The sequence below is a fragment of the Pediococcus claussenii ATCC BAA-344 genome, assembly GCF_000237995.1.
Classification (GTDB): domain Bacteria; phylum Bacillota; class Bacilli; order Lactobacillales; family Lactobacillaceae; genus Pediococcus; species Pediococcus claussenii.
In genome coordinates this window covers 1,077,768-1,092,631 of the sequence record NC_016605.1, presented here as the reverse complement: position 1 = coordinate 1,092,631, position 14,864 = coordinate 1,077,768, and the positions used below count along the sequence as shown (strand labels likewise).

Here is a 14,864-nt window from a genome sequence, read left to right as displayed (position 1 = left end):
AATGAATAAAGCTTTAATAATTGCTGGCCCAACGGCTGTGGGAAAAACGGCGTTAGGAATTAAACTGGCACAAAGTTTGGACGGTGAAATAATTTCTGGGGATTCAATGCAGATTTATCGTAGATTGGATATTGGGACAGCTAAAGTAAGCGAAGATGAAAAACTAACGGTTCCACACCATCTAATTGATATTAATAACGTTCACGAAGGATTTACTGCAAAGGATTTTAAGCAACATGCCAATAAATTGATTACGGAAATTTCAGGAAGAAATAAATTGCCGATTATTGTTGGTGGCACAGGTTTTTATTTAAAAGCCCTAGTTGATAATCTGGAGCTGGGTGGTGATTTTAATCTGGATAGCCAACGTACGAATTTACGGTTAAGTTTAGATAATTTGAGTGAAGAGGTATTACGAGAAGAGTTATTAAAAGTAGACCCCAATAGTGCTAATTCAATTGCGCTTGGTGGGAAACGACGCCTAATTAGAGCATTGGAAGTTTATAGGTTAACTGGAAATAAATTTTCAGAACAACCGCAACATGCGATTAATATTGACAGTTTGGTCATTGGATTAAATACAGAACGTCCTTTGTTGTACGATCGAATTAATCAAAGGGTTGATCAAATGATTGATTCTGGTCTTGAAAAAGAGGCAAGATGGCTGTTTGAACAAGGTAATGAATTACAACCGCAAAAGGGAATTGGTTACCGTGAGTGGCCTTTATATTGGAATCAACAAATTAGTTTTCCAGAACTTTTGGAGCTTATAAAAAAAGATTCTAGAAATTATGCTAAGCGTCAGCTAACTTGGTTTAGAAATAAGATGGATACTAACTGGTTTGATTTAATTTTGCAGCCCGATAATGATCAAAAAAGAATGAATAATTTAATAAAGGAATGGATGAATAAATGATGGATTGGAAAGAACGTTTTAAACCAGAAGTCAGGGAACTTGTTTCTAGTGTTGAAATGAAGATTCAAACTAAATTGAATGAAATTGATGACCAGGTTACTTTTAATCAAGCTAAAGTTTTGGAAGCATTTCAAAAAGAAAAAGTTGCAGAGGAACATTTAAACGGCACAACAGGATATGGTTATGATGATATTGGGCGAGATGTTTTAGAAAGAGTTTATGCCGATATTTTTAAAACGGAATCAGCGTTGGTGCGTTCTCAGTTTGTCTCGGGTACACATACGATTAGCTCGACCTTTTTTGGAATTTTACGTCCGGGAGATAAATTATTATATGCAACAGGGATGCCATACGACACTATTCAAGAAGTTGTAGGAATAGTTGGGGAAAAAGGGCAAGGTTCACTTAAAGACTTTGGAATAGGGTTCGATTATGTAGGTTTAAATGAGAAAGGAAAAGTTAATTATCAGGAGCTTCAACGTAAACTGACTGAAGACGTTAAGGTTGTGGCCATTCAACGGTCTCGTGGATATTCTGCTAGATCTAGTTTTACCGTTGCTGAAATAAAAGAAATGATAGAACAAATAAAACAAATAAACCCCAATGTATATATTTTTATAGATAATTGTTATGGCGAATTTTCCGAAACTTTGGAGCCAACTGAAGTAGGAGCAGATATTATGGCCGGCTCGTTGATTAAAAATGCTGGTGGTGGAATTGCTCAAACGGGTGGATATGTAGTCGGAAAAGAAAAGTTGGTCAATTTAGTAGCCAATCGCTTAACCAATGTTGGAGCTGGAAAAGAAGAAGGTGCATCCCTAGGCAGCTTACGAAGAATGTTCCAAGGATTATTTATGGCTCCAGAGGTCACAGGGGCAGCAATTAAAGGTGCAATTTTTGAAAGTGGAATTTTGGAAGAGTGTGGCGTTTCTGTTTCACCAAAATGGAATGATGCGCGAACTGATTTAATACAATCAGTTAATTTTGGTAAAAAAGAATCAATGATTAAATTTGCCCAAATGATCCAAAAAAATTCACCCATTGATTCATATGTAAAACCTGAACCGTCAGACATGGCAGGTTACGAAGATAAAGTGATAATGGCAGCGGGAACATTTGTGCAGGGCGCAAGCATTGAGTTCTCTGCTGATGGACCGATTAGAGCGCCATACACGTTATATATTCAGGGTGGCTTAACTTATTCGCAAGTTAAAATCGCAATTACCTCGGCCGTTCAAGCAACGTTTTTTTAGTGATGTTATAAAATGTAACATGAAAACTTGACCCTCATAACTAAAATTGGTAGAATTATGACATTAGCAAGAGGGATGGTTATATGAGTGAAAAAGAGCTAAGACGTTCCATGTCGGTTCTACCGATTGGTACAGTTATGAAGTTAACTTCTTTATCGGCACGCCAGATTAGATATTATGAGGAACAAGAACTAGTTTTTCCAGCGCGCAGTGAGGGGAATAGACGTCTATATTCTTTGAACGACGTTGATAGGATTCTTGAGATTCAAGATTATATTTCAGATGGACTAAATATTGCGGATATAAAAAATATCTATGATGGTAAACAAACTATAAAAAAGGAACTTTCAGATAGTGAAATTCGCCAGTTGCTAAGAGATGAGATGCTCCAAATTGGACGTTTGTCAGATGAATCAGGCGCGCAACTTCCATCGAATCGAATAAAATAATATAAAGGAGATACATATGGCTAGTCGTACATACACCGAAGAAGACATAAGAGAAATGGTTAAGGAAGAGAATGTTCGCTTTCTAAGATTGATGTTTACGGATTTATTTGGAATGATTAAAAATGTAGAGGTGCCAATCAGCCAGTTAGATAAATTGTTAGACAATAAATTAATGTTTGATGGTTCTTCTATTGATGGTTTTGTTCGGATTGAAGAAAGTGATATGTATTTATATCCAGATTTATCGACTTGGATGGTTTTCCCTTGGGGCAATGAACATGGAAAGGTTGCAAGAATTATTTGTGAGGTTTATACAAGTGATCGGAAACCGTTTGCTGGTGACCCTCGTAATAATCTAATTCGTGTTTTAGAGGATATGAAGGCAGAAGGATTTACCGATTTTAATATTGGACCAGAACCTGAATTCTTTCTTTTAAAACTGGATGAGAACGGTAAACCAACGACTCATTTAAATGATTCTGGAAGTTATTTCGATTTGGCACCAATGGATTTAGGAGAAAATTGTCGAAGAGATATTGTTTTGGAACTTGAGAATATGGGCTTTGATGTTGAGGCATCTCATCATGAAGTGGCTCCGGGGCAACATGAAATTGACTTTAAGTATGCTGATGCACTGAAAGCAGCTGACAATATTCAGACTTTTAAGCTAGTGGTTAAGACCGTTGCACGTAAGTATAACTTACATGCTACTTTCATGCCTAAACCAATGGATGGTATTAATGGCTCAGGAATGCATCTAAATATGTCATTATTTAATGGCTCAGGAAATGCATTCTACGATGAAAAGGGTGAACTACAATTATCGCAGAAGGCATACTGGTTCCTCGGTGGTTTGTTAAAACATGCGCGTAGCTTTACGGCCGTTTGCAATCCAATTGTTAATTCATATAAGAGGTTAGTTCCAGGATTTGAAGCCCCAGTTTATGTTGCGTGGTCAGGTTCTAATCGATCACCTTTAGTGCGAGTACCAAGTAGTAGAGGAGCTTCCACAAGGTTTGAAGTACGTAGTGTGGACCCAGCTGCTAATCCATACCTGGCAATTGCGGCTGTATTGGAAGCTGGTCTTGATGGTATTAGAAACAAGATTGAACCCGATGATTCAGTTGATCGCAATATTTATCGGATGAACTTAGAAGAGCGTACCGAAGAAAATATTACAGATTTGCCATCGACCTTGCACAATGCTTTAAAGGAATTTGAAAAAGATGATATTATGAAAAAAGCATTGGGAGAACATATATATCAAAGCTTTTTGGAAGCAAAAAAACTCGAGTGGGCTTCATATCGTCAAGAAGTAACGCAATGGGAACGAGATCAATATTTAGAAATGTTTTAAGAATTAAAATAATAGGAAAGAAAAATATTTTTGGGCACGTAAAGTTGCGGGTCTAAAGGTATTTTTTATTTTTATACAATTCATTACTTTATTTATACCTTTTTTTTTTGTAACATGTAGTTAGTAATATAAGAAACGGAGTGGACAATACTATGGCAGAGGAACAAAAGGTACAAGATCGAGATTTGCTGCTTCAAAATTTAGAAAATAAGGATAACTACATCGTTGATCTCGCAAAGGCGATTTCAGAGCACGATGATTTAACGGTTTATCAAATGCTGAATCCTGTTCGCTATCGTGATGAAATTTCTCCAAGCTTTGATTTAAAGTATGGAGATAATCCTTTTGACTTAGTAAAAGACCAACGCATTGAACTGTCGGCCTTTCTTAGTGAAAATTTCATAAAATACCTAATTGAAACCTTCCCATTTTTTTACTATCGGGAAGTTTCAAAGGGTGAGTTCGCCGTCTTTTTGGGAAATTGGTGGGATCGACGTTTGTTTGGAAAATTAGATGTTTTAAATACTGATTTTATTTTTGACCAAACTGAACTTGCAAAATTAAAACAAACTTTTGAGCTTGCTGAAGATGAGAAAACTTATAATATTGAGAAGATTAATGCCTTAACTACCGAAAACGATGCTTTACAAAAGATTATCGATGGACGAGAAGAACGCGATGAAAAGCGCAAGAAACTACGTGCACAACAAGCTGAACTATCCGAAAAAGGTGGCCTTTTTGAGTCTAATAAGGTTAAGGAAGATCGTGAGAACCTGCAAAAACAATTATCCGAACTTGCTAGTCAAGATGAAGGAGCTAAAGACGCACCACGTAAAATAACGGAAAATGAGCAAAAGATTTTAGAATTATCTAAGGAAGATACTATTTTAAGTTATGAGCGTAATGCAGTGTTGCTTAAGTTCAAAAATTTTGGCGATTTTAGTAATCATGTCGACAGCTTGTATGTTGACTATATGTCTAGCTTGATTGGAAATAGTGGGGTGAAGGATAGTGAATAATTCTAGTGAGAAAACCGAAACAACAGTTGAGGAGCGACAACTAACAGGTCGTTTACTTACATATCGTGATAACTATGAAGCAGGACTTAAACATGCTGACGATTATGCTAAGCTGTTTAGAACTTTAATCACAACAACAGAATATGACTCATTGTTATCCTCGGCCCGTGATTTATTTAGTTTTAAAGTAGATAGTGATTTTGTGGTTTTTCCCAAGAAGTTTGAGCCAAGCGACTACTACCTGGTATTTATGACGCGGTTAATTGAATTACAAAATATGCCAACTAAATTGAGTCTATTAATTCAGGAATCAAATGGTCATGAACAGTTAAGACATACTTGGAAGGGATCAGATCAGGAATTTAGGTTTCACGCTGACAGTGATCAAGCTAAGTATGTTGAGGAGCAAACTAATCGTCAACTATTTGTGTTAAACCTAAAAAAAAGGACAATGAGCTTTGATACTGATACGATTAATGATCTATACTTTTTGAATCGCAACGAAGAGCAATCGGAAGCATTTAAAGATCAAATTGCTTTATTTAGTCAGTTTGGAAGCATTTTAGAAAATGTTTATGATTTTAAAGTTGATTTTAATATGTTCGATGCTCGAAATGCTAAGACATATTTATTCAAACAGTCCGGTTTAAACAAAAATATTTTGGATCAACTATTTGTTGCGTCGTCTAAACATGGTCTTGTATTTATGAATGATGATAAAGTTGAAGGTGGTTATCTTGAACTAAAGAACGCTACTTTTAAAATTATTGAGGTGGATTCGGATACTCACCAATGGGCTTTCAAAGTTACGGATGATGGAGAAAAGCAATCGCTCTTTGCAATTTTAAATTCATACGATTTTATTCGTGAGTGGTATATTAGAAACATAAATGAACTAAAATTGAAGATGGTGATTTAAATGGATTGGGCAAAAATGTTAAAAACTTCGGTTGATTTAGACCGGCAGATTCGGGAAAAACACAATCTACAAGAAAGCATAGATGAAAGGATTGAGAATTGTTATTTGGCGCTTGATACTGAGTTGTCAGAGGTTGCAAATACTTCAGAATGGTTTAAGGTTTGGAAAACACATGCTGGAAAGCACGATGAAGGGCTAACAGTGGATGAAACCGTACTTAATGAAGTTGGAGATGTGATGGATTTTTTCCTTTTGTTAGCTTACTTGAATCAATGGAATCATTTGATTGTAATTGAGGAACATGAGATTGATGCTTATCAAAATGATTCCCGAAAAATGAATTTGACCAAGACTTTTTTGAATATTAAAAAAATGTTATTTGGCGCATATTCTTATAATCGAAGCACTGATTATCAACATGCTTGGCACCTGTTTATTAAATTTTGTCTGAATGGATTGAAATTTACACCAAAACAGATGGAAGAGGCTTTTTTTAATAAAAATACGATTAATTATAAAAGACAGGAAAATAATTACTGATTACAGGTTTAAATTAAATAGTATATACATATAGAGGCCGGACAAAACAATGTTTTGATCTGGTCTCTATATGTATATAAAAGTTTTTAGTGATTTTGAGATTAGTTTGAGGTGAATAAATTGGGAAAAATTAATATTAATAATATAAACCTATATACTTTTAACGGTGTTCATCCTGAGGAAAAAAGACTTGGGCAACGATTAGAAATTGATGTTGAAATGACGTATCCAATTGAAAATAATGTTAGAAATGACGATTTAAAAGAGACAGTAAGCTACTCTGATGTGTTCAAAACAGTTGAGAAGTTTGTTAACTCTCACAGTTATAATTTAATTGAAAGCGTTGCTAATCATTTATTGTCGGAGCTTTTGCAAAATTATCCAACGTTAGAACACATAAAGCTTCGTATTAGAAAATATTCCGCTCCAATTGCCGGAATTTTTGATAACGTCGAGATTGAAGTTGAGGGTGGAAGAGATAATGGGAGAAGTTGACGTATATTTAAGTATGGGTTCAAATCTAGGAAATCGTGAAGAAAATTTAGAGTGGGCAGTTCAATTATTACGAGAGAATTCTAATATTAAAGATATTAAAATGTCTAATTTTTATGAGACTGAACCTGTTGGCGGTGTAAAACAAGATGATTTTTTAAATATTGCTGTTTACTTTAGAACAACATTGTCAGCTGAAGATTTACTAGACTACCTGCATAAAATTGAAGCAAAATTACATAGGGTCAGGAAAATTCATTGGGGACCAAGGACAATTGATTTGGATATTCTGTACTATGGTGGAAAAACAATCAATAATACGGTTTTACAGGTACCACATCCCGAAATGAAGAATAGAAAATTTGTGTTAATTCCGCTATATGAAATTGCAAAGGGCGATTTTAAGTATGAGGTTGGCGATCTTTTAAAAGCGACGATGGATCAGAATAACGTTCAGATATATGGGGGAAAAACAGATGAATAATAGTGAAATCGAGAAAGCAACTGCTAGCATATTAAAAGCAATCGGTGATGATCCAGAACGTTCATCCGTAAAAGAGACGCCGAAACGGGTTGCTAAGGCTTTTAATGAAATATTTGCGCATACTAATGATCAACAATTTAATGATTTTAAGCTTTTTGATATTGATGATGATGATCAAACTGTAGTAGTTCGGAATATACCATTTTATTCAATGTGCGAGCATCATTTACTCCCCTTTTTTGGAACTGTGGATGTAGCCTATGTGCCAAACAATGGAAAAATTATTGGACTTTCCAAAATTCCAAGACTGGTAGATTTTGTCGCAAAAAGACCGAACGTACAGGAGAATATGACCAGTATGCTAATAACAGAGATGAATAGAATTTTGAATCCCAAGGGGGTTGCGGTTAAGATTACCGCGCGACACATGTGCATGGAAATGCGTGGAATAAATAAACAGGGTGAAGAGACAACCACTACTAAATTTCAAGGAATATTTAAAAGCGATTCTATAATGAGAAGTGAATTTTTGAATTAATGTTTGGGGATTTAAATGGAAAATAAGGAAAATGAATATCATACAATTATTAAATCAATGCCAAATGTAATGTCATTTGGTGGGGAAGAACGTATTAAGTGGTTAAAAGGAATATTGGAAGACCTTGGAAATCCAGACCTAAACTATTCTATTATTCATATTGCCGGAACGAATGGAAAAGGATCTACAGGCGAAATGACAGCGACAGTGCTGGAGAAGAATGGATACAAAGTAGGGCATTTTGCGAGTCCAGCAATCTGGGATGATTTAGAACAAATTTCTGTCAATCATATCAATATTTCACAACAGGCTTTCACTCAGGAATTTAACTCTATTAAGAAGCAAATTAAAAGAGAAGATAGTGAGAAAATTAGTATTTTTGAGTGGTTTGTTTTAATTGCATTGTGTTTCTTTGCTCGAGAAAAAGTAGATTTAGTGATTTTAGAAGTTGGTCTCGGAGGAACCGAAGATGCAACGAATATTATTCAACAAAGTTTATTAACTGTGATTACCAGCATTAGCTATGATCATACTAATATTTTAGGGAAGACGATTAAAAAGATTGCAGAAGCAAAAGCTGGAATAATTAGGCCTGATCAAACGGTTATTTTAGCACCCCAAAAATTCAAAATGGTAAAAACAATTGTTAAAAAAAGTACAGCGGAATTTAATTCGAATCTAGTTATCGTTGAAAACGATCGAATGAAGATTAATAATTTTAATTTCACCCATCTTGAAATGAGTGATCGCGAAAGTAAAATTGCTGGATCATCAATTTCTTTAAAATCAGGAGCATTGTATCAAAAAAATAATGTGGCAACCTTGCTCAGTATATTAGACTATTTGAATTTCAAAGGTTGGAAGATTAATCGTGACCTTTCAAACAAAGCTTTGGCATCTTTTTCAATTCCTGCTCGTTATCAAGTGCTGCAAGAGAATCCAACCGTGATTTTAGATGGCGCGCATAATGTTGATGGCATAAGTAACCTATTAAAATCGGTTAAAAAGGAGACAGCAGAAAAAGGAAAGATAAGAGTTGTTTTCGGAGTTTTGGCCGATAAGGATTATGCTAAGATGAGTAAAATAATAGCGGAATATGCAGATGATATTTTTCTGATTGAGGCTGACAATCAATCTAGAAGTCTGAAAGCTAATTTGCTAAAACAAGTTTTTAAAAATGCTCATTTCCTTAAATCAAGTGATGAATTAGATTTAGTGATTGAAAAGTCCACGCCGGATGATGTAATTGTGGTGGCTGGCTCATTTTATGTCGTAAAGGAGTTTAAAAAGTGGATCAAAGACTTATAATTGCATCAAATAACAAAATTAAAAGTGAAGAGTTAATTACTTTTTTTAAGGCGTTTAATATAGCCGCAGTTTGGTATAGGGATCTAATTGAAAAGGTTGAATTTCCTGTTGAAGGAGAGAGCTCATATTATGACAATGCGTTAATAAAAGCTCAATTTTTGCAGCATAAGTTACCTAAAGAGTGGATTGTAGCGGATGATTCTGGAATGGAGCTCCATGCATTTCCTAACAAATACGGAATTTTAACTGCTCGTCAATTACGTCAGGAAACGAATTTTGATGACGATGACGTGTTAAACGATTATTTAGTACAAATTACAGATAAAAGTGGGGATAGGGCGATCACGATGAGGACCGCTTTAGTAGTCTTATCACCAGCAGGAAAAGTATACATTTCTCATGGATCTTTTACAGGGGAACTTGTTAAATATCCGAGCCATCACTTGAACCAAGGATTTGATCCACTATTATTTGTGCCAAAACTGGGTAAAACTTTTGCAGAATTGAGTGTACAGGAAAGTTTAAAGTGGCAGCATAGAGCAATTGCAGTGAAACAAATGGCAGATCAGTTGGAGGAACAGTAAAATGAAATTTACCGAGATTAATTTGGAGTCCAAAATAGCTCAAAATATTTTTAAGTCTAATCAATTGGTTTTAATTAAGGTTGAAGATATTGGACATGATGAGGAAAATAAGCTGCGTGTACTAATTAGCAAATTTGATAGTGTTTTTGAAGAAAAACAGTTTGCCTTGCCAATTGCCGCGTTACAAATTTTTTCAAAAAAACTTTTTGAGACATTCACAACAGATGCCGGTTTTCAAAATATCATTAAAGAGCATCAAGTGGTTTGGAAATATGGGCGATTTACCAGAGAAACCCAGTTTAATCCATTGGTCTATGGGGTGTTAAATACAAGCCCTGATTCTTTTTATGATGGTGGAAGATATACTGATATGCAGTCTGTGATATCACGTGTTGAAAAAATGATTGAAGCTGGAGTTGATATTATTGAAGTTGGTGGGCAAACGACCAAACCCGGCTTTAAGGAAATCTCACCTGAGACGGAAATTGAGAGAACTGTTCCATATTTAAAAGAAATTAAAGGGCGTTTCCCGGGTGTAGCACTAGCAATTGACACGTATAAGTTTCCTGTGATGAAAGCTGCAATTGATTACGTCGATATTATTAATGATGTGAACGGATTTACAGATGACAGTCGAAAATTAGATTTACTAGCAGCTTCTTCGGTAGGATTATTATCAATGCACAGTAATCGAAGTAACGACTACGACAATCTGACTGATGAAGTTCATGCTTTTTTTGAGGGGAATCTGAAGGAAATAAGTGAAGCAGGAATTGATCAAGAGCGAATAGCACTTGATCAAGGAATCGGTTATGCAACAGTTGCAGACGGATATCAAGATTATGCTATGATGCGTAATATAAACCAGTTATTGGATTTTAAGCGGCCAATAATTATTGCAATTTCGCGAAAAGGCTTTGGAAAAAAGTTATTTGGCTTAGAGCGTGAGGATAGATTAGCGGTTACCTTGGTTGCAGAAAGTTCTATGTTTTTAAGCGGAGGACGCATTTTACGAGTGCACGATATTGAAGAGACTGTTCAACTCATTAAAATGTTAAAAACAATTCAGATTGGTTATTGGTTTAAGCCATAAGAAAAAACGTCGTAGGTTCGGCCAGAACCTACGACGTTTTAATATAAAATATTATTGGTTATCATTCATTTTGTATAATTTTGTTTCTGCACCCGTGTCGTCAATAAATTGTTTGTATATTTTGTCCTGATCACTTTTATTTGAGGTGATAGATTTTGACATAAGTCTAATGGCACTTAACATATTATGTCTAATGCGACCAGTAACGTCATCATCAAAGCCTAAACGATGTTCATAGGAATGGGAAACCATTCCGTTTATTCCCTTTTTATTATCTGAAAGTAAAGCCCTAAATTTAACTTTATCTGTTTTACTTAAATTCTTTGAACCTTTGTTTTCCATCTCTTTTACAGCATCAATTATATCTGACTTGGTGCTAGGCTTTTCGGGATTAAACTTATTTAAATCCTTGATTGTAGCATTGATCATTCTCTTGTCATTCATGATCTGATCGTATTTTTGTGGTGTAATAACAACAGTTGCATATACTTTGTTATGAACGCATCCTGCGAGGAAAAGTATGAGTACCAAAAGCGGGGCAGCCAAAGCAACTATTTTTTTCATTACAAGTCATCTCCATCTCGTTTTTACTACTAACAATCATAACAAATTTAAAAAAATATGAAAGTAATTCAATATTAAAATTGACAATATTAAGTTTTTTTTCTATAATTTTTAGATATGGACCGGTAGCTCAGCTGGATAGAGCATCCGCCTTCTAAGCGGACGGTCGTGAGTTCGAATCTCACCCGGTTCATAATAGTTCACACTAGAACATTTACAAAAAGTCATAAATGCCTTTATAACGGCGTTTGTGACTTTTTGTTTTTTAAAAGTTTACACTAGAAAGCACTAGAACGTAAAATTTTATCCCACAAAATGCCCACATTTTAAAAGAAATCCCACAAAAATCCCATAAAAATACTTTTTAGAGTGTCTTTAACCTATACTGCATTTTGCTTTTTTGAAGGAGAAATAAAAATATTATTTAAATTATTTAAAATTTTTAGGTTATTTTCCTTTTTGCTCTCATCAATCAAATAAGCATAACTTACATTGTAATAGAAATATTAGAATGCCCAAGTCGTTTAGATATCGCGTAAATATCGATTCCCTGCGAGTAAAGATATGCTACGAGTGCTCATAATAGTAAATCTAGTTGTTCCTGTAGTATGCAGTATCTGAAGCCCCACCATTATCTTCGGATGCGAACAGTGTAGCTCCACCGTTATTTCCCATAATAATGCGATCTTTGCTGGTGATAGTTCCGTCACCAGATCCACTGTCAACTTCAGTACCTTTTGTTGCAATCATGATGGACATACCGTCAGGCTTAGGGGCAGGTGTAAATGCAACAAAAACTGTATTCTGTGATTCAGTTGGATTTGCTAGTGAAAAAGTTTGATTACTATTGTCAACATTGGCAGTGATTTTTCCGTCCTGAAAGACCAATTTATAACCATGCGAGTTTGTCCAGGTGCCATCCAATGAATTATAATTACCACTTAAAATTTCTGATTTGTTAACAGAAGTAGAGACATCTTCTGGATTTGAAGATGAATTCTGATCTGAAGATTGTTCACTTGATGATCCTTTAGAAGAACTTTCACTATCCTGCTTTTTATCAGATACAGACTCCTTTTTTGAAGATCTAACATTACTTTTTTTGATGCATTATTACCATTTGCACATGCAGCAAGTGTAAATGAAGACATAGATATTACACTAAGTGTTAGTAATTTATTCATGATATGCACTCCTCCAATTATGTATTCAACCTGATATTAGTTTTACTAAACTATACTATAGAATATCTTTGTACGTGTAATTTTTAAAGGAAGAAATTTTGTGTGATGTCCAAATAAGGGAGTGTTCTTGCACCGTTTTCAATTTAGTTTTCACCGACGAAATTGTTGTGTAAAAGAACATATCTTTTAATATGCAAAAAATAGTGTTGATGAATTTTTTCACCAACACATAAATATTATGGAGCCCTTTATTTTATAGAACTGTGTTAGAACGCCAAATTTATTCTACAAAATGACCACATTTTGACATAGAAGCCCACTAACGCTCTTGCCTGTACTAGCTCCAACGACTTTGTTTAGAAGGTAATGCCATTAATATGAAAAACCAAATTGTACCAATGAATGGTACAAAACTAATTAATATCCACCAACCGGAGTGGTCAATGTCATGTAGACGACGTACTTTAACTGATAATGTACCAAGCCAAATAATTGCTGCAATTATATATGCTCCGACATTTACAAGGTTATAAATGCCATGACCAGTGGCGGCGTTGACCAAAAATACCAAGATTACTCCAAGTATGTAGTTAATAATTACTGGCCACCAGTAATCCAGTCGACTTGCTGTATCTGAAAAATTTGTAATATTATTCCAAAAACGCTGATATGATTCAATCATAATTACCCCCGTTAGCAGCTTTTAACGAGGATCACGTTTGCTCGTAGGCTTTTCTATTGAGCTAAAATTAAAGATACATTAGAAAGCTTTAAAGCTTATGAGATTATATCATAAAGTGCTTACATTTTGGAAGGGATAATACTGAGCTTTTTGTTCTAATTATTAAGCTAAATCAAGTACTATCACTAAATGAAAGGATGATTTATTTTAGATGTTATATGAGAAAATTAATTTAATATTTTTTTCATAATCTACTTGTTTAATTTAACTGACTGCTATAAGCTTGGGCTGTGTAAGCTGGTTGTTCTTAGTTATGTTTTTAAATTTGCCTTTTTGATTACGTCTTAGTGACCTTTAAAATTACGAGAATAGCATGCAGTGTTTTTAGTTTACCTGCATCGAAAAGAGTTTTAAATTTTTTGAAAAATCGTGAATAATTGGGAATTATTTTTGGAACAACCTAGATTTTCAACAAAGATATTAAGCTAAGATAATATGTAGTTTATTAACATGCGGTAGTTTTAACTTACATTAGTGTTGAATGTTGACCAACTAAAATGCTGAACTCTAAATATTATTTAGGGGATTGAGCTCAAATGGGGGAATAGGGATGTCTTTTTGGAGAAATAATCATAAGGCAACAAATAGTAACACAAAGAACCACTACAAGATGTATAAAGCTGGACGCCAATGGATGTTTGCGGGAATAACGACGGTCGCTGGCTTTTTAGGTGGGCAAAATGCAATCGGTGCACATGCGGATTCTTTGAGTACCGGTTCAACAGCAACTAAGGATGTTCAGGATAATGATGTGCTGGCTACACAGGATAGTGCGGTAATTCCCGCTGAGTCGAGTGCAGCTGCATCAAGTGCCACTAGTTCAAGCAATAGCAGTTCTACTTCAAGCAGTGCGAGTGCAACAGACTCATCGTCTGCAAGTTCCGCATCTTCAGATACAAGTACAGCTAGTTCAGCGGCTAATTCTGCTGAAAGTACAACGTCAGGATCAAGTTCGGCGACAAATGTTGCGTCTGCTACTAGTTCAACAGCAAGTGACCAACAAGCTACTGAAAATAGTTCCAGTAGCACAGCAAGCTCATCGGCTAGCTCTGCAGTTTCGTCTGGTGCAATCACTTCTGACGGTATAAGTAGCGCGGTTGCAGCAGATTCATCCCCAGATGCAACTACTAGTTCAGCAACTTCTGATGCGACATCATCTTCGTTAAACACTGATGTTTCAAGCGCAGCAACTTCGAGCGCAGTATCTTTAGTTGATAGTGAAATTGCTTCTGCAGCTGTTAGTTCAGTTGCCAATACTTCTTCGGTAGCTGCTAGTGGTAGTTCATCAAGTGCAACCAAAAAGTTAGCAATGGTAAGAATGGCCATGGTGGCGCAGGCGGCTACGATAGTGAGTTCTGGTACTTACGGGACGGTTGCATGGACGCTGGACAGCAACGGGGTATTGACGGTTAGGGTCTGATG

18 protein-coding genes, 1 tRNA gene and 1 pseudogene are annotated in these 14,864 nt (G+C 35.4%); 15 read left to right on the top strand and 5 right to left on the bottom strand.

All coding sequences use genetic code 11. The features are described from left to right. Window position 1: 1 nt before the first annotated feature. The 13 genes from miaA to folP all read left to right on the top strand — a co-directional run bounded on the left by miaA (window position 2) and on the right by folP (window position 10,952). Entirely contained in the window at window positions 2-916 is a 915-nt protein-coding gene (gene miaA / locus PECL_RS05255) for a tRNA (adenosine(37)-N6)-dimethylallyltransferase MiaA (protein ID WP_014215556.1), read from the top strand. Next, on the top strand, window positions 916-2,169 hold the full coding sequence (locus PECL_RS05250; RefSeq protein ID WP_407946505.1) for a methionine gamma-lyase family protein: 1,254 nt from the start codon (window positions 916-918) through the stop codon (window positions 2,167-2,169). Before miaA ends, PECL_RS05250 begins: the two co-directional genes overlap by 1 nt. An 83-nt stretch (window positions 2,170-2,252) precedes the next feature. Then, entirely contained in the window at window positions 2,253-2,618 is a 366-nt protein-coding gene (locus tag PECL_RS05245; protein WP_014215554.1) for a MerR family transcriptional regulator, read from the top strand. Between the two features lie 16 nt (window positions 2,619-2,634). Further along, a complete protein-coding gene (gene glnA / locus PECL_RS05240) occupies window positions 2,635-3,975 on the top strand; it encodes a type I glutamate--ammonia ligase (RefSeq protein WP_014215553.1) in 1,341 nt (446 codons plus the stop codon). 152 nt (window positions 3,976-4,127) lie between these two features. Further along, window positions 4,128-4,994, top strand: a complete 867-nt coding sequence (locus tag PECL_RS05235) for a hypothetical protein (protein WP_014215552.1) — start codon at window positions 4,128-4,130, stop codon at window positions 4,992-4,994. Further along, the gene (locus tag PECL_RS05230; RefSeq protein WP_014215551.1) at window positions 4,987-5,913 is read left to right on the top strand and encodes a hypothetical protein; all 927 of its coding nucleotides are present in this window, start codon (window positions 4,987-4,989) and stop codon (window positions 5,911-5,913) included. Before PECL_RS05235 ends, PECL_RS05230 begins: the two co-directional genes overlap by 8 nt. Next, entirely contained in the window at window positions 5,914-6,453 is a 540-nt protein-coding gene (locus tag PECL_RS05225) for a dUTPase (protein WP_014215550.1), read from the top strand. Between the two features lie 120 nt (window positions 6,454-6,573). Beyond that, on the top strand, window positions 6,574-6,948 hold the full coding sequence (gene folB, locus PECL_RS05220; RefSeq protein WP_050899576.1) for a dihydroneopterin aldolase: 375 nt from the start codon (window positions 6,574-6,576) through the stop codon (window positions 6,946-6,948). Next, a complete protein-coding gene (gene folK, locus PECL_RS05215; RefSeq protein ID WP_014215548.1) occupies window positions 6,935-7,429 on the top strand; it encodes a 2-amino-4-hydroxy-6-hydroxymethyldihydropteridine diphosphokinase in 495 nt (164 codons plus the stop codon). Before folB ends, folK begins: the two co-directional genes overlap by 14 nt. Continuing rightward, on the top strand, window positions 7,422-7,967 hold the full coding sequence (gene folE / locus PECL_RS05210) for a GTP cyclohydrolase I FolE (protein ID WP_014215547.1): 546 nt from the start codon (window positions 7,422-7,424) through the stop codon (window positions 7,965-7,967). The genes folK and folE overlap by 8 nt, the downstream gene beginning before the upstream one ends. 15 nt (window positions 7,968-7,982) lie before the next feature. Beyond that, window positions 7,983-9,275, top strand: coding sequence for a bifunctional folylpolyglutamate synthase/dihydrofolate synthase (locus tag PECL_RS05205; RefSeq protein WP_014215546.1), 1,293 nt, complete (start codon window positions 7,983-7,985; stop codon window positions 9,273-9,275). Next, window positions 9,257-9,859 (top strand): non-canonical purine NTP pyrophosphatase, encoded by a 603-nt coding sequence (locus PECL_RS05200; protein ID WP_014215545.1) that lies wholly within the window; start codon window positions 9,257-9,259, stop codon window positions 9,857-9,859. Before PECL_RS05205 ends, PECL_RS05200 begins: the two co-directional genes overlap by 19 nt. A 1-nt stretch (window position 9,860) precedes the next feature. Beyond that, complete coding sequence (folP, locus tag PECL_RS05195) at window positions 9,861-10,952, top strand: dihydropteroate synthase (protein ID WP_014215544.1); 1,092 nt, start codon at window positions 9,861-9,863, stop codon at window positions 10,950-10,952. 51 nt (window positions 10,953-11,003) lie between these two features. On the opposite strand, the gene PECL_RS05190 is transcribed toward folP, so the two are convergent. Continuing rightward, complete coding sequence (locus tag PECL_RS05190; protein WP_014215543.1) at window positions 11,004-11,516, bottom strand: hypothetical protein; 513 nt, start codon at window positions 11,514-11,516, stop codon at window positions 11,004-11,006. Between the two features lie 119 nt (window positions 11,517-11,635). Here PECL_RS05190 and PECL_RS05185 point away from each other — a divergent pair. Then, a tRNA-Arg gene (locus tag PECL_RS05185) sits at window positions 11,636-11,709 on the top strand. Between the two features lie 187 nt (window positions 11,710-11,896). On the opposite strand, the pseudogene PECL_RS10370 reads toward PECL_RS05185, so the two are convergent. The 4 genes and pseudogenes from PECL_RS10370 to PECL_RS05170 form a co-directional block, all read right to left on the bottom strand. Beyond that, window positions 11,897-12,087 (bottom strand): annotated as a pseudogene (locus PECL_RS10370) (site-specific integrase); the annotation flags it as partial. Window positions 12,088-12,107: 20 nt separating this feature from the next. Further along, window positions 12,108-12,404: a hypothetical protein gene (locus PECL_RS05180; RefSeq protein ID WP_014215542.1), complete on the bottom strand. Its 297-nt coding sequence runs from the start codon at window positions 12,402-12,404 to the stop codon at window positions 12,108-12,110. 53 nt (window positions 12,405-12,457) lie between these two features. Further along, on the bottom strand, window positions 12,458-12,700 hold the full coding sequence (locus tag PECL_RS05175) for a hypothetical protein (RefSeq protein WP_041534622.1): 243 nt from the start codon (window positions 12,698-12,700) through the stop codon (window positions 12,458-12,460). A gap of 337 nt (window positions 12,701-13,037) precedes the next feature. After that, complete coding sequence (locus tag PECL_RS05170; RefSeq protein WP_014215541.1) at window positions 13,038-13,382, bottom strand: DUF805 domain-containing protein; 345 nt, start codon at window positions 13,380-13,382, stop codon at window positions 13,038-13,040. Between the two features lie 610 nt (window positions 13,383-13,992). Here PECL_RS05170 and PECL_RS05165 point away from each other — a divergent pair. Beyond that, complete coding sequence (locus PECL_RS05165) at window positions 13,993-14,862, top strand: KxYKxGKxW signal peptide domain-containing protein (protein WP_050899572.1); 870 nt, start codon at window positions 13,993-13,995, stop codon at window positions 14,860-14,862. Window positions 14,863-14,864: the final 2 nt, after the last annotated feature.

Coding starts and splice junctions, on each gene's coding strand:
- PECL_RS05250 (WP_407946505.1), top strand. CDS start 916: ATGGATTGGAAAGAACGTTTTAAACCAGAAGTCAGGGAACTTGTTTCT.
- PECL_RS05245 (WP_014215554.1), top strand. CDS start 2,253: ATGAGTGAAAAAGAGCTAAGACGTTCCATGTCGGTTCTACCGATTGGT.
- PECL_RS05165 (WP_050899572.1), top strand. CDS start 13,993: ATGTCTTTTTGGAGAAATAATCATAAGGCAACAAATAGTAACACAAAG.
- PECL_RS05190 (WP_014215543.1), bottom strand. CDS start 11,516: ATGAAAAAAATAGTTGCTTTGGCTGCCCCGCTTTTGGTACTCATACTT.
- PECL_RS05235 (WP_014215552.1), top strand. CDS start 4,128: ATGGCAGAGGAACAAAAGGTACAAGATCGAGATTTGCTGCTTCAAAAT.
- miaA (WP_014215556.1), top strand. CDS start 2: ATGAATAAAGCTTTAATAATTGCTGGCCCAACGGCTGTGGGAAAAACG.
- folK (WP_014215548.1), top strand. CDS start 6,935: ATGGGAGAAGTTGACGTATATTTAAGTATGGGTTCAAATCTAGGAAAT.
- PECL_RS05170 (WP_014215541.1), bottom strand. CDS start 13,382: ATGATTGAATCATATCAGCGTTTTTGGAATAATATTACAAATTTTTCA.
- glnA (WP_014215553.1), top strand. CDS start 2,635: ATGGCTAGTCGTACATACACCGAAGAAGACATAAGAGAAATGGTTAAG.
- folE (WP_014215547.1), top strand. CDS start 7,422: ATGAATAATAGTGAAATCGAGAAAGCAACTGCTAGCATATTAAAAGCA.
- PECL_RS05225 (WP_014215550.1), top strand. CDS start 5,914: ATGGATTGGGCAAAAATGTTAAAAACTTCGGTTGATTTAGACCGGCAG.
- PECL_RS05175 (WP_041534622.1), bottom strand. CDS start 12,700: ATGAATAAATTACTAACACTTAGTGTAATATCTATGTCTTCATTTACA.
- PECL_RS05205 (WP_014215546.1), top strand. CDS start 7,983: ATGGAAAATAAGGAAAATGAATATCATACAATTATTAAATCAATGCCA.
- folP (WP_014215544.1), top strand. CDS start 9,861: ATGAAATTTACCGAGATTAATTTGGAGTCCAAAATAGCTCAAAATATT.